25 protein-coding genes are annotated in these 25,018 nt (G+C 34.0%); all 25 read left to right on the top strand.

What is annotated here, in order from left to right; translation table 11 throughout:
• The first annotated feature begins 68 nt into the window (after positions 1–68).
• Positions 69–1,133, top strand: coding sequence for a UDP-glucose 4-epimerase GalE (gene galE / locus AC1Q59_RS21300; RefSeq protein WP_492367876.1), 1,065 nt, complete (start codon positions 69–71; stop codon positions 1,131–1,133).
• A gap of 33 nt (positions 1,134–1,166) precedes the next feature.
• Positions 1,167–1,325 (top strand): YwzD family small protein, encoded by a 159-nt coding sequence (locus AC1Q59_RS21295; protein ID WP_492367875.1) that lies wholly within the window; start codon positions 1,167–1,169, stop codon positions 1,323–1,325.
• A gap of 6 nt (positions 1,326–1,331) precedes the next feature.
• Complete coding sequence (locus tag AC1Q59_RS21290; protein WP_492367874.1) at positions 1,332–1,946, top strand: sugar transferase; 615 nt, start codon at positions 1,332–1,334, stop codon at positions 1,944–1,946.
• Positions 1,943–2,587, top strand: a complete 645-nt coding sequence (locus tag AC1Q59_RS21285) for an acetyltransferase (protein WP_492367873.1) — start codon at positions 1,943–1,945, stop codon at positions 2,585–2,587. Before AC1Q59_RS21290 ends, AC1Q59_RS21285 begins: the two co-directional genes overlap by 4 nt.
• 36 nt (positions 2,588–2,623) lie before the next feature.
• The gene (locus AC1Q59_RS21280; protein ID WP_492367896.1) at positions 2,624–3,766 is read left to right on the top strand and encodes a DegT/DnrJ/EryC1/StrS family aminotransferase; all 1,143 of its coding nucleotides are present in this window, start codon (positions 2,624–2,626) and stop codon (positions 3,764–3,766) included.
• Between the two features lie 16 nt (positions 3,767–3,782).
• Entirely contained in the window at positions 3,783–4,172 is a 390-nt protein-coding gene (locus tag AC1Q59_RS21275; protein WP_492367872.1) for a helix-turn-helix domain-containing protein, read from the top strand.
• The gene (locus tag AC1Q59_RS21270) at positions 4,156–4,902 is read left to right on the top strand and encodes a glycosyltransferase family 32 protein (protein ID WP_492367871.1); all 747 of its coding nucleotides are present in this window, start codon (positions 4,156–4,158) and stop codon (positions 4,900–4,902) included. Before AC1Q59_RS21275 ends, AC1Q59_RS21270 begins: the two co-directional genes overlap by 17 nt.
• 11 nt (positions 4,903–4,913) lie before the next feature.
• Positions 4,914–5,543 carry an acyltransferase gene (locus AC1Q59_RS21265; RefSeq protein ID WP_492367870.1) on the top strand — a complete coding sequence of 210 codons (630 nt, stop codon included), beginning with the start codon at positions 4,914–4,916 and terminating at the stop codon, positions 5,541–5,543.
• Between the two features lie 25 nt (positions 5,544–5,568).
• The gene (locus AC1Q59_RS21260) at positions 5,569–6,771 is read left to right on the top strand and encodes a glycosyltransferase (RefSeq protein WP_492367869.1); all 1,203 of its coding nucleotides are present in this window, start codon (positions 5,569–5,571) and stop codon (positions 6,769–6,771) included.
• 14 nt (positions 6,772–6,785) lie between these two features.
• Positions 6,786–7,814, top strand: coding sequence for a glycosyltransferase (locus AC1Q59_RS21255; RefSeq protein WP_492367868.1), 1,029 nt, complete (start codon positions 6,786–6,788; stop codon positions 7,812–7,814).
• Positions 7,815–7,834: 20 nt separating this feature from the next.
• Complete coding sequence (locus AC1Q59_RS21250) at positions 7,835–8,992, top strand: polysaccharide pyruvyl transferase family protein (RefSeq protein WP_492367867.1); 1,158 nt, start codon at positions 7,835–7,837, stop codon at positions 8,990–8,992.
• A 7-nt stretch (positions 8,993–8,999) separates the two neighbouring features.
• Complete coding sequence (locus AC1Q59_RS21245; protein WP_492367866.1) at positions 9,000–10,193, top strand: glycosyltransferase; 1,194 nt, start codon at positions 9,000–9,002, stop codon at positions 10,191–10,193.
• A 13-nt stretch (positions 10,194–10,206) separates the two neighbouring features.
• Complete coding sequence (locus tag AC1Q59_RS21240) at positions 10,207–11,418, top strand: glycosyltransferase (RefSeq protein ID WP_492367865.1); 1,212 nt, start codon at positions 10,207–10,209, stop codon at positions 11,416–11,418.
• A gap of 46 nt (positions 11,419–11,464) precedes the next feature.
• On the top strand, positions 11,465–12,025 hold the full coding sequence (locus AC1Q59_RS21235) for an acyltransferase (protein WP_492367864.1): 561 nt from the start codon (positions 11,465–11,467) through the stop codon (positions 12,023–12,025).
• 31 nt (positions 12,026–12,056) lie between these two features.
• The gene (locus tag AC1Q59_RS21230) at positions 12,057–13,268 is read left to right on the top strand and encodes a glycoside hydrolase family 88 protein (RefSeq protein WP_492367863.1); all 1,212 of its coding nucleotides are present in this window, start codon (positions 12,057–12,059) and stop codon (positions 13,266–13,268) included.
• Positions 13,269–13,302: 34 nt separating this feature from the next.
• Positions 13,303–14,181 carry a glycosyltransferase family 2 protein gene (locus tag AC1Q59_RS21225; protein ID WP_492367862.1) on the top strand — a complete coding sequence of 293 codons (879 nt, stop codon included), beginning with the start codon at positions 13,303–13,305 and terminating at the stop codon, positions 14,179–14,181.
• 118 nt (positions 14,182–14,299) lie between these two features.
• Positions 14,300–14,584 carry an acyltransferase family protein gene (locus AC1Q59_RS21220; protein ID WP_492367861.1) on the top strand — a complete coding sequence of 95 codons (285 nt, stop codon included), beginning with the start codon at positions 14,300–14,302 and terminating at the stop codon, positions 14,582–14,584.
• A gap of 661 nt (positions 14,585–15,245) precedes the next feature.
• Entirely contained in the window at positions 15,246–16,259 is a 1,014-nt protein-coding gene (locus AC1Q59_RS21215; protein ID WP_492367860.1) for a glycosyltransferase, read from the top strand.
• Between the two features lie 27 nt (positions 16,260–16,286).
• Positions 16,287–17,240, top strand: coding sequence for an SP_1767 family glycosyltransferase (locus AC1Q59_RS21210; protein WP_492367859.1), 954 nt, complete (start codon positions 16,287–16,289; stop codon positions 17,238–17,240).
• 5 nt (positions 17,241–17,245) lie between these two features.
• Entirely contained in the window at positions 17,246–18,391 is a 1,146-nt protein-coding gene (locus AC1Q59_RS21205; RefSeq protein ID WP_492367858.1) for a glycosyltransferase, read from the top strand.
• Positions 18,392–18,511: 120 nt separating this feature from the next.
• Entirely contained in the window at positions 18,512–20,053 is a 1,542-nt protein-coding gene (locus tag AC1Q59_RS21200) for a lipopolysaccharide biosynthesis protein (protein WP_492367857.1), read from the top strand.
• A gap of 582 nt (positions 20,054–20,635) precedes the next feature.
• Positions 20,636–20,842, top strand: coding sequence for a paeninodin family lasso peptide (locus AC1Q59_RS21195; protein ID WP_492367856.1), 207 nt, complete (start codon positions 20,636–20,638; stop codon positions 20,840–20,842).
• Positions 20,843–20,977: 135 nt separating this feature from the next.
• A complete protein-coding gene (locus tag AC1Q59_RS21190) occupies positions 20,978–22,795 on the top strand; it encodes an ABC transporter ATP-binding protein (protein ID WP_492367855.1) in 1,818 nt (605 codons plus the stop codon).
• A gap of 271 nt (positions 22,796–23,066) precedes the next feature.
• Positions 23,067–24,032 (top strand): tRNA dihydrouridine synthase, encoded by a 966-nt coding sequence (locus AC1Q59_RS21185; protein WP_492367854.1) that lies wholly within the window; start codon positions 23,067–23,069, stop codon positions 24,030–24,032.
• 614 nt (positions 24,033–24,646) lie between these two features.
• Positions 24,647–24,979, top strand: a complete 333-nt coding sequence (locus AC1Q59_RS21180) for a hypothetical protein (RefSeq protein WP_492367853.1) — start codon at positions 24,647–24,649, stop codon at positions 24,977–24,979.
• Positions 24,980–25,018 lie beyond the last annotated feature (39 nt).

Raw genomic sequence — 25,018 nt, 5'->3', positions numbered from 1 at the left:
TTTTTTATTGGCAAATATCAACAAGTGGTACTTAAAGGGTTGAACAATTAAATAGGGGGTGTATCTACATGAAAGTATTAGTAACCGGCGGAGCGGGATATATTGGTACACATACATGTGTTGAGTTATTAAATTCAGGATATGAAATTATTGTTGTTGATAACTTTTCCAATAGCAAGCTAGAGTCACTCCAGCGTGTCCAAGAGATTACCGGAAGACAGTTTTCTGTTTATGAAGCTGATTTGCTAGATAAGGAGATTCTAAGAACGATATTCAGTGAAAATAAAATTGACGCTGTGATCCATTTTGCAGGTTTAAAGGCGGTCGGTGAGTCAGTTCAATTGCCGCTAAAGTATTATGAAAATAATTTAAATGGAACCATTCATTTATGTGAAGTGATGAAAGAGTCTGGTGTGAAAAAAATCGTATTTAGTTCGTCAGCCACCGTTTACGGAATGCCTGAAAAGGTGCCGATTGATGAAACGTCCCCACTTGGGGCAACGAATCCATACGGTCGAACAAAGCAAATGATTGAAGAGATTTTAAATGATTTGCATGTATCTGATCAAGAATGGAGCGTTGCTCTTTTACGTTATTTTAATCCGATTGGCGCTCATAGGAGCGGCAGAATTGGTGAAGATCCCAATGGGATTCCAAATAACCTGCTTCCCTTTATTTCACAAGTCGCAGTTGGAAAGTTAGAACATTTAAATGTTTTTGGAAATGATTATCCAACGCCTGACGGTACAGGGGTTCGAGATTATATTCATGTTGTTGACCTTGCCAAAGGTCATTTAAAGGCGCTTGAAAAAGTGCTGAATTCGACCGGGATTGAGGCATATAACTTAGGAACAGGAAATGGCTATAGTGTATTGGATATAATCGCTGCATTTGAAACGGTGACTGGAAAGAAAATACCATATCAGATAACCAATCGACGCCCTGGAGACATTGCAGCATGCTACGCGAATCCAACAAAAGCCCGAATTGAACTTGGCTGGGTCGCTGAGCAAGGGGTAGCAGAAATGTGTGAAGATACGTGGCGTTGGCAAGCGAATAACCCTAATGGCTATGAAGTCGATACAATGTCTGTGCAGAGTGAAAAAGAAATTATGAATACTACAGAACGTTAATATCTTCTTTTAATTAAAAAGGCGGTGTTTTTAATGGAGCACTTTAACGAGATGACACAACAGCAATTTCAAGAAATTCTCTTGAATCTGTACAACAAAGGACAAGAGCCAAATACCGAATTCGTCGATCTGATAGATGAAGTGAAAAATCAATTGATGTCTATTATGTTAAATAACGCTCGAGAAGGGTGACTATGCGTGAAACGATTTATCGATTTGGCAATTTCACTCTCATTGGTAATTGTTCTTTCTATTATTATTGTTCTGGTTGCGATGCTTGTACGATTGAAACTGGGATCTCCTATTTTATTTAAACAGCAACGCCCAGGTTTAAATGAGGAACTGTTTCAACTTTATAAGTTCCGAACCATGACAAATAGTAGGGATAGTGCCGGTCAATTGCTGCCTGATTCTGTGCGATTGACTTCATTTGGTCGTTTTCTTCGTAAATATAGTCTAGATGAATTGCCGCAGCTATTTAATGTGATTAAAGGTGATCTGAGTCTAGTTGGTCCTAGGCCGTTATTGGTGGAGTATCTCCCTTTATATACGAGAGAACAGGCAAAGCGGCATCTTGTCAAACCTGGTATTACGGGATGGGCACAAGTAAATGGCCGTAATGCGATTACCTGGGAGGAAAAGTTCAAACTAGATGTATGGTATGTAGAGAATCAATCGTTCCTTCTTGATCTGCGAATTATATTTTTAACCTTTTGGAAGGTAGTGAAGTCCGAAGGTGTGAACCAATCTGCCAGTGTAACAATGGAAAGGTTCAGAGGTTCTGAAAACGGTGTAGGCGGGGGATCCCTATGAAGGTAGCAATAATTGGTATAGGTGGGCATAGTAAGGTCATCCGGGATATCGCGGCTGCCATAAAAGGAATTGAAATAGCAGGTTTTTTCGATGATAAATTTACTGATTATTGTGTAAAGCAAGGAATCTATTACGGGCCAATATTTTCTGCATTGAGATTAAGAGAACAAGTAAGAAATCTTAAGTTCATGATTGCAATTGGAGATAATCGCATAAGAAAAGTCATTGTTGAAAAGTTGAATCTATCAGATGAGGAATATGCCGTACTAATACATCCTTCAGCCATTATAAGTTCGAGCGCTAAAATAGGAAATGGTTCTGTCATTATGGCAAATGCTGTCGTCAATGCGGATGCAGATATTCGAAAACATACTATTATTAATTCGAGCTCGGTTATAGAACATGATGCAAAAGTTGGTGACTATGCTCATATTTCTCCGAAGGCTACATTAACAGGCGGTGTAACAATTGAAGAAGGTGTACACGTCGGTGCAGGGGCTACACTTATTCCTCAAGTCGTTGTTGGTAAATGGTCAGTGATTGGCGCAGGTGCGACAGTCATTCGTGATATTCCCAATGATTGCACGGCTGTAGGAACACCGGCAGTTATAAAACAAAGAAATTATCAGGAGGTGGAATAATTGGCAGAAAAAAGGATTTATTTATCATCGCCACATATGAGTGGAAAAGAGTTAAGCTATATCCGGGAAGCATTTGAAACCAATTGGATTGCTCCTCTTGGACCAAATGTTGATGCCTTTGAAAAGGAAATTGCCCAATATGTAGGAGCCAATGATGCGGTAGCTGTAAGTTCTGGAACAGCAGCCATTCATTTGGCTCTTTCTTTATTAGATGTAAAAAAGGGAGATAGAGTATTTTGCTCAAGCTTAACATTTATTGCTAGTGCCAATCCGATTCTTTACCAAGGGGCAGAACCAGTTTTTATTGACTCAGAACCGGAAACATGGAATATGTCCCCTCAAGCACTAGAAAAGGCTTTCCTTGATGCCTCACGGGAAGGAAGGATGCCAAAGGCTGTCATTATAGTTAATCTTTATGGGCAAAGCGCGAAGATGGATGAATTGATAGTTCTTTGCCAACATTACAATGTACCTGTTATTGAAGACGCAGCTGAATCTCTAGGTTCTCTATATAGAGGGAAAGCAAGTGGGACATTTGGCGAATTTGGAGTGTATTCATTTAATGGAAATAAAATCATTACCACCTCTGGCGGAGGGATGCTGGTTTCGAATGATATCGAAGCATTAAAGAAGGCCCGTTTTTTAGCCACACAGGCTCGTGATCCAGCGCCATATTATCAACATAGTGTCAGGGGATTTAACTATCGTTTAAGTAATATACTTGCAGGGATTGGCAGAGGGCAGTTAGAGGTGTTGGATGAAAGAGTAAACCAAAGAAGAACTGTTTTTCGAAGGTACGCCAAACATCTTTCAGAAATTAACGGAATCTCACTTATGCCTGAATTAGCGGGCACCTTTTCAAATCGTTGGTTAACTGCCATTTTGGTGGATGAAGATAAGCTGGGAGTTTCTAAGGACCAGATTTTAGATTACTTGTCTGATAAGAACATAGAAGCTCGACCAGTGTGGAAACCTCTTCATATGCAGCCGCTTTTTGATGGGATGACTTACTATCCTCATAGTGAGCATGAAAATGTATCTGAAGAGTTATTTTGGAATGGAATCTGCCTTCCATCTGGATCAAATATGAGTTTACAAGATCAGATGCAAGTCATCAATTGTATAAAAGGTTGCGTGGGGTCGAGTTTAATTACCGAAGTTATAAATGAAGCTTTCTAAATAGAGGATGAACCGAATGATTGGAGAAAACATAGCTTCCTTAAGAAAGAAAAAAGGATTAACACTCTCCGAATTAGCGGAGAGATCCAATATATCAAAATCGTATTTAAGTAATATTGAAAGAAATATTAATAAGAATCCATCGGTTCATGTAGTGGAGAAAATTGCCCGAGTATTGAATGTCGATGTAAAAAATATCATTAAAGGAAAAGCAGGAGAAAAACCGGCGATAGAAAAAGAGTGGCTAGAACTAATAGAGGAATTAAAAACGTTGGGAATACGAATAGATGAACTTGACGAATATAAGCCCTTATTAGAATTCATTAAATGGAGAAAGAATCGGTTAAAAGCTGATGGGACAGACAATATAGCTACAGTTAGAGGGGAAAATGGAAAAGAAAAATAAAATACCAAAAATCATTCACTATTGTTGGTTTGGAGGAAAATTAAAACCTGAGTTAATAAAAAAATGCATTGAAAGTTGGAAAAATAACTTAAGAGATTACAAAATTATTGAATGGAATGAGCAAAACTTTGATGTGAATGAAAATCCCTATGTGAAAGAAGCCTATATGTCTGGAAAATATGCGTTCGTAAGTGATTATGTTAGAGTCCAGGCACTTTATAAAATTGGAGGAATTTACTTAGATACCGATGTAGAGGTATTTCGTTCATTTGATGATTTATTGCATCATGATTCCTTTTGGGGTTTTGAACAGGAAAATTATATTGCTACAAGTACAATTGGCGCTGCACCGGGTAACAGGTTAATTAAGCGGTTTTTAGATTCCTATTCCAACAAGCAGTTTTTAAAAGCTGATGGCAGTTTTGACGATTTAACAAATGTGGCAATAATCACCAAAATACTAGAGGGATTTGGATTAAAAAAGGATGGGAAATATCAAGAGTTAGTAAACATAGGTGCATTTTATCCACAAACTTATTTTTCGCCTTATGACTATATTAATTGCAGAAGTTTTAAGAACGAGACTACATACACCATGCACTACTTTTATAAAAGCTGGCTGCCGCCAAAAGCAAGAATGAAAGGGCAGTTTAAAAAAATTGCCGCAATCGTCATTGGCGGAGAGAATATTGCGAGGATAAGGAGAACATTAGGATTAATACGGTCTTAGGAGAGAGTAAAATGACCAGAATACTTAGCAAAATTGTTCGATCACTTTACGAACAAGTACGAGAAAGGGGAATATTCATTGCATTTCTAATGAATATGTCCCATCTTGCCGGCATTATGAGAGGAGTATTTTACAAACTTTTATATTTTAAAAATATTAAAGCATCTATTTTCTCCTTACAATCAAACAGTAAGATTGATGTTTTTAATAAAAGGTCGAGGATTAACATTGGAAAATTTGTCTTTATAAGAAAAAATGCAAGTATCCGAATTGATTTTAATGGCAAATTGGATATTCAAGATTATGTCTTTATTAATGATAATTGCAATATTAATTGTGTGAATAAAATAACTATCGGTAAAAATACAAAAATAGCCCCAAATGTCTGCATTAATGATCATGATCACAATTATAAAGGGACAACTGGCGAACATTTACTAAAGGGTGAGGTTATTATAGGTGAAAATGTTTGGATAGGTTCAAATGCTGTTATCTTAAGAGATACTGTGATCGGGGATAACACTGTAATAGCTGCTGGAAGTGTCGTAAAAGGGAAGATTCCAAGTAACGCATTGTTTGTCCATAAAAGAGAAAATAAAGTGATTGAATATGGAAAACGTGCTGTGAGTAAAACTGTTTGAAGTATTGTTATTTGGAGCGATGAAAATGAAGAAGCAAATTTTAATTTCAGTTTATGATATGGAGATTGGCGGCATAGAAAGAAGTTTAATTAATATGCTGGAAAGCTTTGATTATGAAAAATATGAGGTGGATTTATTAATCTGCCATCATACGGGTGACCTTATAAGTTTCTTGCCAGCTAACGTTAATATTATACCGCAAATGAAGAGATATACAGTCTTTCGAAAGCCCGTCTCTCAATGCTTAAAAGAAGGACATTACACTTTATCTGTAGTCAGAGTGCTTAGTAAGACGATTGCGAATATTAAAGCTAAAAACAGAAATTTAAAGGAAGGTGCAGGTTATATTCAAATGCAGCTTGCATCTAAATATTCCATGCCATTCATACCAAGGCTTTCAAAAAAATACGATGTTGCAATAAGTTACGCCTGGCCCCATGACCTTATAGCAAATAAGGTTAAGGCAAATAAGAAGATCGCTTGGATTCACACTGACTATAGCAAATTAGAAATTGACAATAACATTGATTTAAAAAGCTGGAATCAATTTAACCATATTGTTTCTGTCTCAGATGATTGTAAAAACTCCTTTTTAACACAGTACCCAATCTTAAAAGATAAAGTCATTAATATTGAAAATATTAACTCTCCTGTTTTCATTAAAAAAATGGCTGAGGAAAAAATTCATTCGAATGAAATGGATGCAAATCATTTTAATATTGTCTCTGTTGGCAGATTGTCCTATGTAAAAGGATTCGATCTTGCAGTTAAAGCCCTTAGAAAACTGCATGATAAGGGTCTAACAAATATTAAGTGGTATGTTGTTGGGTTTGGTGGATATGAGGAAGAGCTACGTGGAATTATTAGGCAGAGTAATTTAACAAATAGTTTCATTCTCTTAGGAAAGAAAACAAATCCTTATAACTATGTGCAAAAATGTGATTTATACGTGCAGCCGTCGCGGTATGAGGGAAAAGCGGTTACTGTCACTGAAGCAAAGATTCTTGGAAAGCCTATCTTAATAACGAATTATCCAACATCGAAAAGCCAGGTAGATAATGGCCAAGACGGTGTAATTTGCGATTTAAGTGTTGAGGGGTTAGCGAATGGAATTGAAGAGCTATACAATGATGCGGATTTAAGAAGTTCTTTGATTAATCAAATTCATGATGTTGACTATAGTAATAGTCATGAACTAAAGAAACTTTATAGCTTAATAGGGTCGTGAGGAGAGAAAAGTAAGTGGGTATAAAAGTGAGTGTGATCATTCCCGTTTATAATGCAGAGAAATATCTTGCTGAGTGCATTGAATCTCTATTAAATCAAACACTGAAACAATGCGAATTTATTTTTGTAAATGATGGGTCAACAGACCAAAGCAAACCAATTATTGAGAGCTATAAAAAGGAAGACACCAGGATTATTTTAATCAACCAAGAAAATCAAGGTGTAAGTGTCGCCAGAAACAATGGATTAAAAATAGCTTCTGGAGAATATGTAGGTTTTGTTGATGCAGATGATTATATTAAAAAAGACATGTATGAAGTAATGTATAGTGTAGCTAAAAAAAATGATTGTGATGTTATTATCTCCAATTTTGCAACAACACAGAATAAAATGAAATTAGTTTCAGAATTTCCATTTCCCATAGGGGAAAATTTAGATATGAAATTTATATATAGTGAGATTATTCCTTACTTAATTAAATCCGATAGACTAAACGCAATTTGGAACAAACTATATAAAACTCAAATTATTAAAGAACAAAATATTCAATTTCCAAAGAAAATCTCTTTAGGTGAAGATGGGTTATTTAATGTTAACTTCTTTTCCAAAGCAACTAAGGCTCAGTATATTGATTATTATGGGTATCATTATCGAGAGGTTATTGGTAGTGCAACAAGAAATATATCTAATAGAGATTACTTTTACGAGGCTTTGAAGATATATAATTTAGAAGTTCCTGAAATTAAAGATGGAATTAGTAAATTGAAAGTGAATAAACTTAAGTCAATAAAACTTATCCGATGTGTAATTGATTATGTACATCTGTACTATACTCCAACAAAAGGTTTGGGTTTTTGGAAAAGATACTTATATGTAAGCAAGATGATAAGAAATAAAGATGTTAGATCGGCATTAGCGTTGTTTGAAAATGATAGATATTGTTCTTTGAGTAGGTATGAACTAACCATAATAAAATTGATTAAGCTGAAGAGTACATTTGGGTTATATTTTGTAACAGCATATAGTAGATTCAGGAATAGATAATAACTATGGAGGATCATGCCATGAAATATATGATGTTCTTACATGGTGGTAGTCAAAACAGGGGTTGTGAAGCGATAGTTCGTTCTACCACAAATATAATTAAAGAAAATATATATGATGCTCAGGTTTATTTAGCGTCGGGAAATCCAGATACTGATAGCATTATTACAAAGTTGGATGGGGTTTATGATGGTTCAGATAAAAAAATAAAAAAGTACTCATATGAATGGTTTTTATCATCACTAAGAGTTAAGTTTTTTCAAGACGAAAAATATGCTTATAGAAAGGTACATCATAATATTATAAAGCTTATTAATGAAATGGATATTTTTTTATCAATTGGTGGCGATAATTATTGTTATGGAGAACAACCTGGTTGGTATGAAATCAATCAAAAAATAAAGTTAAAGGGGAAAAAGTTAGTATTGTGGGGGTGTTCTATAGGTAAAGAGGATCTATCACCACAGAAGCTGATAGATCTTCAGAGCTTCGATTTAATCCTGGCACGGGAGACACTTACCTATCAGACACTAAAAGAAGAGGGATTAAAAACCGTTAAACTATGTGCAGATCCTGCTTTTACAATGGAAAAGGAAGAATTAGCCTTACCAAAAGGCTGGCAGGATGGAAATATGGTCGGATTTAACTATAGTCCTCTTGTTTGGAAACGAAATAAAGAATCTAAAAATGCTGCTAAGGAATTGCTGAATCACATACTTCATACAACAGACATGTCGATTGCACTAACTCCACATGTAATTATTGATGGAAATAATGACTATGAAATATTGTATGACTTCTACAAAGAATTTAAGAATACTGGACGAGTTATTCTGTTGCCTGATCATTTAACCGCACCGCAATACAAAGGATTTATTGCTAGGATGCGGTTTTTTATTGGAGCCAGAACACATGCGACAATTGCAGCTTATTCAAGCTATGTACCTACATTTGTTTTAGGTTATAGTGTTAAATCTAAAGGAATCGCAAAAGATCTTTTTGGTGAAGAAAAATTAGTTTTAGGCATTAATGATCTCTCATCAAGTGAAAAGTTGATAAGGACATTTAATGAAATGGTTAGGGAAGAAAAAGAGATTAAAAAATCTCTGGAACAGAGTATTCCTAAAATAAAAAGCATGTCTTACAGGGCTGTGGATTATTTAAAAGAGTTAGGTTGATATATCTATGAATAAGAAAAATTTATTATTTGTTATTCCAAGCTTGGATTCAGGTGGTGGAGAAAAAAGTTTAATAAATCTTTTATCTCAAATAGACTATGATTCCTATAATGTAGACCTAGTATTGTTTCATAAGAGTGGTTTGTTTCTTAGTCTGGTACCGGAACAAGTTAATGTAATTACTATTACTGGAGACTATAGTGTATTCAAACAACCTTTAAAGGATTCTGTCCTAGAGTTTATTAATCATAAAAAGTTCCAGTTGGCACAAGAAAGATTGTTCTTTGCGTTCAAAAACAGAACAATTAAGAATAAAGCAAGAGCTGAACAATATTCTTGGAAATATTTAAAACCATCAATGGATACTCTTCAAAAAGAGTATGATACAGCCATTGGTTATCTTGAAAAGTCTTCGATCTACTTTATTGTAGAAAAAGTAAGATCTAAAAGGAAAATTGGTTGGATCCATACAAACTATGCAAACTCAGGTTTGGATCCTCGTTTTGACCAGAAGTATTTTGATGTATTAGATCAAGTTATTACTGTCTCTGAGGAATGTGCCAATTCATTAAAAGAAAATTTTCCTTTTATTGAGTATAAGGTAAAAGTAATTTACAATATCGTTTCACCTTCACTTATTCAGCAATTGGCACAAACCCCTATAAACGATCCTTTTTTGCCAAAGTCACAAAAGACAACACTTATTACGATTGCGAGATTAAACCATGAAAAAGGGATAGATATTGCAATAAAAGCATGTGAACAGCTAATTAGTAGAGGAAACGAAATTATATGGTATGTAATTGGTGATGGAACTGATAGATCAAAATTAGAGAAAATGATTAAAGATAAAGGACTAGAAGAATCTTTTAAGTTGTTAGGCTTGAAAGAAAATCCATATCCATATTTAAAAAAGGCAGATATTTATATTCAGCCATCGAGATATGAGGGGAAATCAATTGCCATAGATGAAGCTAAAATTCTTAGAAAACCAATCATCGTAACAAATTACGGGTCTGCAAAAGACCAAATAAATAATGAAATCAATGGTCTTATTGTGGAGATGAAGGCAAAGGGAATATCAGACGCTGTTGAAAAGCTTTTACAAAATCGAGATCTCAGACAACGTTTTATATCTAATTTGTCCAAAGAACAACTAAGTACCGAAGAAGAAATCCATAAATTATATGCGATAATCTAGTGGGTGATTTTACATGCGAAAAAATTTATTATTTGTGATTAATAATCTAAATTGCGGTGGGGCAGAAAAAGCATTAATCTCCGTTCTCGAGACAATAGATTATTCGAAATATAATGTAGATCTATATTTATTTCATCATCAAGGAATTTTTATGAGTAAAATTCCTCCAGAGGTAAATCTGCTTCCTGAGCCGGAGAACTATCAATATTTCGATATGTCTTTTAAAAAGTCGATGTCACAATTAATAAGAAAAGGGAAGTTGACGACAGCCTTTAGCAGGGGGGCATTAGGGTATTTATCAAAATCAAAAGAAAATGGGGCCATCATTGAGCAAGACTTTTGGAGGTTTTTATCAAAGACGCTTAAGCCGATTAAAAAAGAGTATGATGCTGCGATTGGATTTCAAGAAAAAAACCCAATCTATTATTGCGTGGATAAGGTTCAAGCCAAGGTGAAAATTGGCTGGATACATACAAATTATAATAAGTTAGGGTTAAACATTGAAAAAGAAAGACCTTATTTTTATCAATTAGATCACGTAGTAACAGTGTCAGAAGAGCTCAAGGATATTTTGCAAAGTCTCTTTCCTGAACAACAGAAAAAGTTCAAATGTATCTATAATATTGTTTCACCAATAGTGATAAAAAAGATGGCCGTGGAAAAGGTTGAATTTGAAAAAAGTAGCGATCAAAGCATTAAACTTATTTCCGTCGGAAGGCTGGCTAAAGAAAAAGGCTTGGATCTTGCCTTAAAGGCTTTTGTTCACTTAACTAAAAAAGGGCATAACCTCCAGTGGTACCTAATTGGTGAAGGAAATGTGAGAGAGTACTTGGAGAGAAAAATAACTGAAGAGCATTTAGAAGAAAAAGTCATTTTGTTGGGGCAAAAGGAGAATCCCTATCCATATATAAAACTTGCAGATATCTACCTACAAACATCCAGGTATGAGGGGAAATCAATCTCCATTGATGAGGCGAAAATTCTAGCAAAACCTATTTTAATCACCAACTTTGAAACGGCCGCTGATCATATTCATCATGAAGAAGACGGTCTAGTTTCAGAAATGGACCCCAAAGCTATTGCCGATGAACTGGAAAGGCTGATAAATGATCTGAAATTAAGAAAAAAACTTTCAAATAATTTAATGAAGAAACAACTCGGAACCGAGAATGAAATTAATAAACTTTATCAAATAGTCGAAGAAAAAAATTATATCCATATTTAGAACTCACGTTAAAGGTGAGTTTTTTTGTTTTTAGGGGGGATTCAAAATGCTAAATCGCCTAAAGAATTTTATCCACATTAAGCTAGGGAAGACCAGTTTAGAAGAATTAACAATAAAAGCCTGCATTGAAAAGGGAATGAGGGTCGGCAAAAACTGCCACGGATTAGCGGCGAGTACGATTGACGTTGCTCATTGTTGGTTAATTGATATTGGAGATAATGTTACCTTTGCACCGCAAGTGTATCTTCTCGCTCATGATGCTAGCACGAAAAGGTATCTGGACTATACAAAAATAGCGAAAATAAAAATTGAGGATAATGCTTTTATTGGCGCAAGAGCACTCATTATGCCTGGTGTCAGGATAGGAAAGGACGCTATTGTTGCAGCAGGAAGTGTTGTAACAAAGTCAGTTCCAGATGGCTATATTTTTGGGGGAAATCCTGCGAAAATTATTGCAAAAACCTCGGACTATATTAAAAGACATCAGTCTAGTTTAGAGACTGCCAAAGTATACGATTGGAAGTGGACAGTAGGTGGAGGAATCACTTTGGATATGTGTGAAGAAATGTCTAGAAGTTTAAATAAGGAAGTTGGCTATGTAAAGTAATACCCAAAGGTTTGAAGAAAGGACTAGAAACATGTCAGTTGAAATATTAAGTGTTCTTATTCTTGTTATATTATTTGTTGTAGTTACAGTTGACTTGCTGCCAAAGATAAGGGATTGGTTCACTAGAATTCATATAGGAAGATTTAACAATCTTTTTGAATGGAATAAATCGGTTACCAACAAAGGAGTCAGGTGGTTAGTAAACACACCAAAAATTAAGGTAACAGATAATACAAGATTAGTAGTAGTCGATATGCTAAAGGGCAATTATTCAAAAAGTACGATCCAGTTTTGGCAAGAGGCTTCCTTACTAATGGGATTATCCGAATCTTTAAAAGTTAAAAATGAACCATATTTAAAGAAGACCATTTTAAAATACCTAGATTCAAAAATGGACCCTTCAGGTCAGTGGAAGAAGAAGCCAAAACATGTTGATGGTGCAATGTTAGCCTATGCAATTATGAAACTAGACTTTGTTGATACGAATAAATATAAGAATGCATTAGATTATATTTGGGAACTAATCCAAAATCATATCGGTCAAGACGGGACGGTCATGTATCGAAAGTCTATGAAAAATTATAGGTATGTCGATACGGTGGGATTTATTTGCCCCTTTTTAATTACCTATGGAATAAAGTATGAAAAAAAAGAGTGTATTGATTTAGCCATGAAACAAATTCAAGAATTTGAAAAACATGGCTTGCACGAAAGACACTATATTCCAAGCCACGCATATCAAATTGAAAATAAAACTCCATTAGGGCTTTATGGCTGGGGGCGGGGGCTAGGGTGGTTTGCTATTGGTTTAATAGATTCTTGGAATGAAATGACCAGTAACCATAAAAATAAGTTGGAATTGGAACATATTATTAAAAGGTTTGCCAGTATGGTTCTTTCATTTCAACAGCAAAATGGAAGTTGGAATTGGACGGTGACAAGGAATGAATGCAGAAGTGATTCATCAGCTACAGCTACTTTATGTTGGTTCTTGTTAAATGCGGCTAAAATTGAAGAAATATCTAATCAATGCAAATCCGGTTCGGAAAAGGGTATGAATTTTTTAATGACGGTGACGAAAAAAAATGGAGAGGTAGATTTTTCACAAGGTGATACCAAAGATATCGGTGTTTATTCGACTCTTTTTAATATTTTACCGTTTACCCAAGGGTTTTGTATAAGGACTATTAATCATGATCTATTATTGGGTAAAAGTATTTTAAGTAAAAAGCGTGTTGGCTAGGCTGCTGCAAACTTTTTAAAAAGGAAGTTGTAAAATGAAAATTACTGTTTTTACCCCTACCTACAATAGGGGGTATATAATAGAAAACTTATATCGGTCACTTCAGAAACAAACGTATATAAACTTTGAATGGCTGGTAATTGATGACGGTTCTAGTGACCATACCGAGAAGCTATTTGGTAAATGGCTTCAGGAAAGTAATCCTTTTGATATCCGCTACTACAAGGTTGAAAATGGCGGCAAACATCGCGCAATTAATAAAGGAACAGACTTGGCCCGTGGGGAATTATTTTTTATTGTGGATTCCGATGATTCTTTAACAGAGGATGCTTTGGAAACTATTGTGAGTTGGGAACAAACTATTATAAATAAAGATGAGTTTTGCGGAGTGTCTGGTAATAGGGGGAAGAATCCACATGAAATTATTGGTACCACCTTTGACGGGGAATATGTAGATGCAACATCCTTGGAAAGAAGCAAATTAAAAATTACAGGTGATAAAGCAGAAGTCTTTTATACTGATATTCTGAAAAGATATAAGTTTGATGAAATTGAAGGAGAAAAATTTATCACAGAAGCAACAGTTTGGGACAGGATGGCTTTCGACGGGTATAAGATTAGATGGTTTAATAAAACAATCTATCTCTGTGAATACTTAGAAGATGGGCTAACGAAAAATATGGTAGAAGTATTTGCGAAGAACCCACTTGGAACCGCAATCTATATCAAACAGCAGATTAAGTTTTATAATTGTAATTTAAAAGGGAAGTTGTCTTATTACAATTTGTATTATGAATTTGTTAAGGGAAATTATGCTTTAAGCCAGGTTGCAAAGTATTTAGAAATAAAAAAAATAACCTTGCTAACTGCCATTTCATTGGTTAAATGTAAAAAACTCTTTGTAAATAATTAATAAAGCTCCCCCATAAAATTAAATTGTGGAGTATTTTGATCATTTAATCCCTTTAAAAATCAGTAAAGGGTGAAAGAATGAGTCGCAATTATACAATAGATTTAATTAATTCTTTGCAATGTTCTTTATTGTTGCAATTCATACAGCTCCTTTTAATGAAATTCAAATTGGAATGATAACTGGGGCGAATATTAATTTTATAATTAACTCTTTCGCACGGTTTGCTGTCCCTTTTTTCTTTATTGTATCGGGATATTTTTTTGGTGTGAAAATATTAAAAAGTAATATTACCTCAAATCTTTTAAAAAAGTATCTTTTAAATTTAATATCACTTTATTTTACTTGGGCATTGTTTTATGTAATTTATGATTTGTTCTTAGGTTATTACCAGGGATTATATTAAAAAGATTTATTTACTGAGTATTTATCAGGTTTCAGTTTTGAAACAATTTATCTAAACGGAATAAACAGCGGGCATGCACACCAATTGTGGTATTTAGTGGCTCTGATTTATTCATCGGTAATTATATACTTTTTTTGGTTTTTTAATAAAACAAGATTTTTATTGATAATTAGCTTTGGTTTACATTTAGTTGGACTTTTTGGAATTGAGCAACCATATTCCACATTTTTTGAAACCGGTCTCCATGCTAGGGATGCACTTTTTTATGGATTATTCTATGTAGTTTTAGGATTCTTTATTGCTCAAAAAGGTGAGCAAATCGAATCTTACCTAAAGCCCAATCATCTTTTATTTCTTTTTTTCAGCCACTCAAATTGTCGAGCGATTTATACTAACGAATGTATTCAGTGGTCCAAGTGGCGAATATTTCTTATCTACCATACCTGCTACTCTATCCTTATTTCTTTTTGCTATAACGTGTAAAAGTGCTCAAGATTCAATATTTGTAAAGATTGGTGCCCAGTCAGTTGGTATATTTGTTCTTCACACCTTTAGTATTTTTAACCTCCTATATCCTTTATGTTTTCCTACAATATATAAAAAAGAAACTATCATATTGTATTAGGAAAGATTTCAAAAATGTAAACAGAGAAATTCAGAGGTGAAAATTTTGATTAATTTAGTGAGCGTGGTTGTTCCAATATACAATGTTGAAAAATGGTTGGAAAAGTGTTTGGAAAATATTCTAAAGCAACCATTTACCGATATAGAAATAATTTTGGTTAACGATGGTTCAACAGATAATTGTGGGAGGATATGTGAACTATATGCCCAAAAAGATGAAAGAATTAAGGTAGTCCATAAAGTAAATGGTGGCCTAAGCAGTGCCAGAAATGCTGGAATTGAGGTTGCAACAGGTAAATACATTGTGTTTATTGATCCAGATGATTTAATCGCCAATGACTATTTTGAAGTATTACTATCCACTGCGAAGAAATATGACTGTGATGCTGTGGTTAGTGGATATAAAAAAGTCCCTATTAATGATGCGGTCGCGCCCAGTTTTAAATTAAATGAAGTAATGGGTGGAAAGGATTTTGTGTTAAGTTCACCTAATATTCATTCAAATAATGATTTGTGTTTTGTTTGGAGGTATTTTTACAAGCTAAGCATTATTAAAGAAAAGGAAATACGTTTTAATGAACAGGTTTTTATAGGTGAAGATGTAATATTCAACCTAGAATATTTATTAAATTCAAAGAGAGTAATGGCAATATCAGATATTTGTTATTTCTATACAGTTAATAATCCGGATAGCTTAATGAGAGTATCATATAAACCTAAATTGGAGAGTAGTCTGGTTTTGCAGCATAAAATAAGGAAACGGCTTTCGGAAAAGTTTAATTTGTTAAGTTATAAACATTATCGTAGGGATTTTGCCGATTATTATATTAATAATATCTTTAGAATAATAATTAATAATCTCAAAAATAGTGAAAAAGTAGATATAAAAGAAGAATTACGTAGAATAGTTAATTATGAAATGATTAGCGATAGTTTAAAAGAAATAGGTTTCTTTTATAAGTGTTCCAATATTAAGGAATATATATATTACTTGAGTTTAAGGATTAAATTATATCCAGTAATTATTAAAGTTTTTAAACGAGAAATCTAATATAGGAGCAATGGAGGTAAATGTTAGATGAATGACTTTGTAGGTAAAAAAGAATTAGTCAAGGTTTGGAATAATGCCTTTGATTTAGTAATTAAGTTGAAAAGGTGTTATTTATATTCTATTGACTTTTTCGTAACTAAATTAATATTACCTCCACAGGTTAAAACAATTGGTGAGACTATAGATAAAATAGTTAATGACAGATGCTCCGTAAGTAGATATGGAGACGGCGAATTAAAATTAATCAGCGGAAAGGATATATCGTTTCAGAAGCATTCATTTTTATTGGAAGATAGACTTAAAGAGATATTACTTAGTGAAAGTAATCAGCATATTGTTTGTATACCTGATATTTTTGGGGATAACAGTCAGTATACTAATTCCAATGCGGATGCATGGAAAGAACATTTAGTTGAATACAGATTAAAATGGTATAGAAATTTAAATATGAAGAAGGATTACTTTAATTCGCTTATAAGTAGATGTTATTTATGCTTTCAGAATGTTAATAAAAGCAAATACTATTTTGATAAAATGAAAAAGATATGGGAAAACCAGGATGTTGTCATTGTAGAGGGAGAATACAGCAGGTTAGGTGTTGGAAATGATCTATTTGCTAACGCCAAAACGATCAGAAGAGTTCTTTGCCCCAATAAGCATGTTTTTTCACAATATAATAAAATAGTGTCTTATGTAAAATCGTTAGAAAATGAATCATTAATACTTATAGCCTTAGGCCCAACTGCTACAGTTTTAGCTTATGATCTGCACAAAGAGGGGTATCAAGCTATTGACATTGGCCATATAGACGTGGAATACGAATGGTTTTTGAAGGGGGTCGCTAAAGCAACACCTATAAAAAATAAGTTTGTTAATGAGGTCAATGCTGGGTTGTTTGAAGAGGATAGTTTAGCTGATGAGTATTTTAATGAAATAATAATGGATTTTAATAATGAAAATGAAACTATTCGTAAGGGATGAACAGAATGAAAAAGATTCTTTTTTATATAAATAATTTAGGTGGAGGCGGCGCGGAGAAGGTCCTTAGTGAACTTGTAGCAGGACTGGATAAAGAGTTATATGATGTAACTGTAATGAGTAAAGAAGAAAATGGAATTTATTTAGAAAAGATAAAAAAGCATGTTAAGTATAAGCCACTTTTTAAAACATTATCTCCTGGGAAAAATCTATTAGAAAAAATGATTAATGTACTCTGTCTAAATATTAGAGAATATATCTTTAAAAATCATCCCAGTCTCCTATATTTCCTTTATATTAAACCTAAATACGATATAGAAGTTGCATTTCTTGAGGGTTACTCTACAAAAATAATAAGTGGGTCTACAAATAAATATTCACAAAAAATTACATGGGTACATTCAGATTTAGAAAAAAATCATTGGACTAAAGATGTCTTTCATTCTTTTTCTGAAGAGGTTAAATGCTATAAAAAATATGATGATATAGTTTGCGTTTCGGAAAGTGTTTCGGAAAGTTTTAAAAGATTTTTTGGTGTGAAAAAAAACGTAAAGGTTAAATACAACCCGATAAATGAGAGTGAAGTATTAGAAAAAGGTCTTGAACCGATTGATATTCATAAAGAAAAAGAAAAAATAACTTTAGTGACCGTTGGAAGACTAGTGCATCAAAAAGGGTACGATAGACTAATAAGGGTATGTAAAATGTTAAAGGATAATGGATTTAAATTTAATTTATGGATAATAGGCGAAGGAGAACAAAGGGGGTTATTGGAGTGTATGATTAGAGAAAATAAACTAAATGACTTAATCACACTGTTTGGATTTCAATCTAATCCATATAAATACATTAAAGAGGCGGATGTATTTGTTTCTTCGTCTAGAGTAGAGGGATTAAGCACAGTTGTTATAGAAGCTCTAATATTAGGAAAGCCAGTAATAACAACAAATTGTCCAGGGATGCACGAAATTTTGGGAGATGACGAATACGGTATTTTAGTTGATAACGATACTGATAGTCTTTATAAAGGTGTAAAAAAAGTACTTTCAGACTTAAAATTGATTGAGCACTATTCTGAAAGAGCAAAAGAAAGAAGAAAGTTCTTTAATTATTGTAATTCTATTGCTACGATACAGGAAATTTTAAATAATTAATTAATTTGGAAAAATAGTATTTGAAAACTTATTTAATGATTGGTCTAATATAGAAATGGAAATTAACTTAAATACGGATCTTCTTTAAAAAAATTATTTTATAATCCTAAGGTGGATATCATGAGAGTAAAGAACTCAATCATAAATGTTTCAACTGGTCTCGGGAGTCAAATAATTATTACTTTGTTAAGCTTTATTTCAAGAACTGTATTTATTGCTTATTTAGGGGTTGAATACTTAGGGATAAATGGTCTATTCACTAATGTTTTGGGCATGCTCTCTTTGGCTGAAGCAGGAATAGGATCAGCGATTATTTATAATTTATATAAACCAGTAGCCGAGAATGATAAACAAAAAATAAATATGCTAATGAACTTTTATAAAAAGGCATATAGGGTAATAGCTTTAGTTGTACTTTTTCTTGGTTTATCATTGTTTCCATTTTTAGACCTTTTTGTAAAGGAAACAACTGTTGAAAAAGTAGGACTAATCTATATTCTATTTTTAATAAATACGGCTGCGTCTTATTTATTTACACATAAAATATCCTTCCTTAATGTAAGTCAAAAGGGATATATTGTCACAAGTGTGTATTCTATCTCGGCGATCATTGCCACCTTTGTTAAAATTGGGATTTTATATTATACTGGAAACTTTATTTTTTATTTGATAATAGATATTCTAATAACGATTATCACATCAATTATTTTATCATTATTAGTTGATAGAATGTATCCATTTCTTAAAAGTAAAGTTGTTGTGAAACTAGATCTAGAGACGAAAAATAATATTGTTAAAAATGTTAAAGCCATTGTTCTACATAATATAGGTGGTTATGCTGTATTTGGTACTGATAATCTAATTATAGCATCTTTTATCAGTGTTGCTGCTGTAGGTTTATACTCCAATTACTACATGTTGTTAAATATATGCCGGACATTTATAAATCAAGTATTCGATAATATAAACTATAGTGTGGGTAATCTTGTAGCCATAGAAAGTGATGACAAGATATATAGTTTTTTTAAGGTTATGATGCTGTTTAACTTTTGGATTTATTCATTTTTCACTATCACTTTATTCGTAATTATAGAGCCATTTATAGTTCTGTGGTTAGGGAACGACTTTCTTATGAGTAAAGGGATTTTATTTGTTTTAATGATAAATTTCTTTGTTTCAGGAATGAGACGATCAGTATCTATGGTGAAAACAACCGCAGGAATCTTTCATGAGGATCGATATGCTCCCTTTTTCGAAGCCGGTATAAACCTAGTAGCTTCAATTATTCTTGTCCAATATTTTGGGATTGTAGGTGTATTTATTGGAACCTTAATAAGTACACTGCTAGTTCCGTTTTGGGTTGCACCGTATCTGGTTTATAAAAAGGTATTTAAAAAGCAGGTTCGTTATTACTTCTACAAATATATTTACTTTTTATTCTTAGGGGTAGGAACTTGCTTCTTAACTAATAGTATATCTAATTTGTTTAATGATGATTGGACCTTGTTAATTTTAAGAGGTTTAATTTGTTTATTTGTTCCCAATATTATTTATATAATTATGTTTTATAGGACTGAGGAATTTAAATATTTATATGTTGTGGGGAAAAATCTGTTTAATAAAGTAAATATCCGTTTAAAGCAAAAGGATGTTAGCGTTTAGAGCTATTATTCAGCATTCATCACCACCTATTAAATTTTAAAAGGGTGGTGATGAAAACAATATAATTGGTTACGGAACAGCGTTTACATAATCATGTTGAAAAATCTAAACAAAATTATTATTAATATCATGAACTCTGTAATCAACATTAGTATGTATGATTACAGATTGAATAACTAGTACTGTGTTCCTTCCCATTAATTACATTATTCTTCCCTACTATGTCTTAGTTAATTGATTAATATATTATTGAAGCAGTTTTAAATCCCGCCAGTGCTAAAAGTAATTTAGAATTAAGGTATTTCTTCTTTAAGTATTCATCTCCGATCCTCCTTCTCAATCGATATCATACACAGGCATTCTTCCACACCTTTTGCAGAAGATATGCCCTTCTATCTATTAAAATGTCATCCGAAATCGTATCTAAGTAATCATTAAGTCTTTAAAAGTTTCAATTCGACATTTTTTGTTCTTTAAAAAGAACTAAATATTAGCTATAATCTTGGATAAAGATATATTTTCTCACCTTAAGTAACAAAGAAATGTTAGATATAAGAATTAGTCGGAAAGGGGGTGAATGATTTGAAAAAATGCTGGAAAAGGCCGGAATTAGAAATTCTTGAAATTGAAATGACAATGGATCCAGGGAATGGTAATGGCTATGGCCATGGGGATGGTAGAGGGAATAGTGGTAATGCACCTGGCCATGGTTATGATGATGGTCCAGGTATGGGGCCTGGAAATGGCTATGGTTACGGACATCGGAAAGGTAATAATTATGACTCTTAATCATTAGTAAACGATGATGCATCTTTAAAGATTCTGCCCTTATATAATCCAATATATAAGGGTTTTAATTTAATTAAAGCTTGAATAGTATTGGCAGGCATAAATAAACTTCAGCTGGTTACATGGAGTGTCTATATGGATAAATTAAAAAAGCAATTGTTTAATAACGTAAAAGAATACTTTACAATGAAGGATATTTTAAAAACCTTCACTCTGTTAAGGCCATTTATTCGTAATCATTGGAAGGCTTATTTAGTATTGCTTTTTTTGTTAGCCGTTGATGTGACATTAACGATTGCTTTCGCTGCTTTTTTTGGCAAAATTGCTGATGCAGCCGTTCGTGCTGATTTAGCCGAACTTCAATCGTTAATCCCCACAGCTATAGTTTTAGTCATTATTAGTATTCTATTTTCATATCTAGATATCTATTTTGAAACCGTGGCAACAAATGGGGTTAAAAGGGATCTGAAAAACCATTTGTTCAGTCATATTCTGCGGCTTCCTGCGAGTAAAGTTTCTAATCTAAGGTCGGGGGAAATTATTTCGCATTTTACTAATGATATACATAGTCTTAATGGGGTCATCGGTTATAGCTTAATCAATTTAGTGAGGCTGCCAGTTATTTTTTTGACTGTATTTATTTATCTCCTTCAAATAAATGTGACATTATCCCTGTTGAGCTTAATGATCACACCGATTGCGGTGCTTGCTGGCATGGTGTTTGGACTGTTTCTACGAAGGAATAGCCGCGCCATTCATGAATTGTTTGGAAAGGTGAACATTCATCTGAATGAAACTTTTCATGGGATTTCTGTTATTCGTTCGTTTACCCTAGAAAAGACGTCTTTTTCAAAATTTGCAAATCAAAATGAGGAGCTATACCAGTTAGAATTAAAGAATGCGAAACTCCAGGGTTTGTTTTCTTCTGGGGGAAATCTCGTAAGTTCTCTTTCTTTTTATGTGACACTGTTATTAGGTGCTTATTATGTTTCGCAAGCTCAGATGTCCGTTGGTGCGTTGTTAACATTTTTAAATTTGGTTGGTCATCTTGTTTATCCACTAACAGGACTTGCAAGCCAGTGGGCTGGTTTTCAACGTTCGGTGACGGCTGTTGAAAGAATTATGAATGTAATAGAGGTACCAGTTGAAGGTATGGATCTTCCGGATTTTACTTCGCCTAAGTCTTTGTCACGATCCATTGAATTTAAAGATATTACGTTTAGCTATGATGAGCGAATAAAGGTTTTTGAACATTTAAATGTGACCATTCCTGCTGGAAAAGTCGTTGCCTTTGTTGGCCCAAGCGGAGCGGGAAAAAGTACATTTTTTAATCTTTTGCAAGGCTTTTATAAGCCACAAGCAGGCGATATTTTAATTGATGGGGTTTGTACGGAGGAATTTACATTGTCCGAGCTTAGAAGTGCGATTGCCCATGTTCCTCAAGATACCTTTCTTTTTGCAGGGACGCTTAAAGAAAATTTGCTTGTTGCAAGGCCGAATATCACCGAAGAGGAAATGATTCGTGCTGCAAAAGATGCGTGCATTCATGATTTTATTATGACGCTTCCGCATGGATACGACACTGAAATTGGTGAACGAGGTGTAAAATTATCGGGCGGACAAAAGCAGCGGGTGGCCATAGCCCGTGCGATTTTAAAGGATGCTCCGATTCTATTATTGGATGAGGCAACTTCTGCTTTGGATAGCGAAACAGAATTTTATGTTAAGAGCGCGTTGGATGAGCTTATGAAGGGTAGGACGACTCTTGTCATTGCTCACCGACTAACCACAGTTCAAAATGCGGATATCATTATCGCCTTTAATCAAGGACAAGTTGTGCAAATCGGAACGCACGACGAATTGATACAAATAGAAGGTTTGTATCAAAAGTTGTACAAACAGCAATTTAAACGAAAACAGACAGCGCCATTGACATTGGCAGTCAATGAGTAAATCAATAGTACAAAATTGAGAATATCATTTGTCTAGCTAGCAATTCTCTTGCTAATTAAAATAAACATTGCTAATCCGACCCTGATTTCGTAAAAAACACTTTTGCGAAATCAGGGTCTTTTTCATATTGTACCCTTGATATCAGTCCTTTCAGTTTGATAAAACCTGCAAAACCATGGTATAAGTGTAAAAGAGCAGAAATATGTTGCTTGTTAATTTTGGGATAATGGTTAAGCTTGGTATCCCATGATGAGAGGATTTGAATTTCAAGATGATCGATAATTTTTGGCGTGAGTTACCACGACCTTTTTTTATACTGGCACCAATGGAAGAAGTGACGGATGTTGTTTTTCGTCATGTGGTGAGTGAAGCAGCCAGACCTGATGTGTTTTTTACAGAGTTCACCAACTCGGAGAGCTACTGTCATCCAGAAGGGAAGAGCAGTGTGCGCGGGCGTTTGACTTTTACGGAGGATGAACAGCCAATTGTCGCCCATATATGGGGGGATAGGCCTGAAAACTTTCGGCAAATGAGTATTGGTATGGCGGAACTTGGCTTTCGGGGTATCGATATCAATATGGGCTGTCCTGTACCTAATGTAGCACAAAACGGGAAGGGAAGCGGTCTGATCCGTCGTCCGGATGTTGCGGGAGATTTAATACAAGCGGCAAAAGCAGGGGGATTACCTGTAAGTGTAAAGACAAGGCTTGGTTACACAAATATAGACGAATGGCGGGACTGGCTGACTCACCTATTGAAACAAGACATTGTGAATCTGTCCATTCATCTGCGTACTAGGCAGGAAATGAGTAAAGTGGATGCACATTGGGAGCTAATCCCGGAGATTAAAAAACTTCGTGACGCAGTGGCACCAGATACACTTTTGACGATTAATGGGGATATTCCTGACCGTCAAACTGGGTTAAAGCTCGCCAGCCAATATGGTGTTGATGGGGTGATGATTGGGCGTGGTATTTTCCATAATCCATTTGCCTTTGAAAAAGAACCGAAAGAGCATAGCAGTAAGGAATTGCTTGATCTCTTAAGATTACATCTGGATCTCCATGATAAATATTCAAATTTAGAGCTGCGTCCCTTCAAGGCCCTTCACCGCTTTTTTAAAATATATGTTAAAGGATTTCGTGGGGCAAGTGAATTAAGAAATCAATTAATGAGCACAAATTCAACAGATGAGGTGCGTGGAATGCTCGATCATTTTATGGCGAAAGAATCATGATTGAAAATCGGGGCAGTAGAAATCTGCCAATTCAAAGTGAAAGCTAAGCTGGTGTACCCCAATAAAAGTTATGGTTTATACTAAGAAGTTTAACTGGCTGGAGTGAGTGCGGTATTGAACCGTGCTCATTCCAGCCAATTTTTGTTTTATTCCTTTGTTATTAGTTGTTATTGATAGGAGATATAGTTATAATACTCGAATTTTGTCGAATTGTTATCTATTGACGAATTTAGAAAATTATGAAATTATTAAATAGGAAACCCCATATTTCTCCAAAAATCTACATAATTTTTAAACGCCTTCTACACACGAAACCTTAGAAAAATGAAAAAATCTGACGATATATTCCGCCGCTTTTTGTATAGCCTCATATTGATTCTTCAAATCACTCTTATTTTAACTCCTTTTTCTTCTATTCTATTTCAATATATTTAAAAACCAACCTGAAAGGAGTGATTAACGATGTAATTATTTACTATGTTCATTTAATATTTAACCTTTTTTGGTAAAATTTAAGGCTGTGTTAAAGGTTACTGTTGATTAATGACCTAATTGATTGGAAAGGAAAACAACGGCTTAATTTAGCAGATACAAATTAAAAGGAGGATTTTTTAATGGGTCACGATATTTCAGGATACAATAAAGCAGGAAATGAAGTTGCTTATGCACGTTTTAGTATGGGAAATCGCAATGCTACTATTATTTACCGTCTGCTGGATGCTTTTCAACATTATGGAGGAGTAAGCGGGAAAGGACGCAGTTCAACATTTTCCATACAGCAAATTGAAAAGGCTTTGCGTGACTGCAATCAATTATTTGGTAACAAGGCCACGTTTTATTCAAGTAACGATCCAGTACCATGGGATCAAAAGCAAATCCAGGATTTCATAATAAACTGCTTAGAGACAGCACAAAAGGAAGGCAGTGTAAAAGTATTCTTCGGCTAATGTTTTTAGACTTTAAATCCCTCAGTTAACTTTATAAAG

Source organism: Cytobacillus sp. MT66 (genome assembly GCF_058792595.1).
Note: the sequence above shows the minus strand (reverse complement) of the source record. Positions and strands in the feature narration are given on the sequence as shown.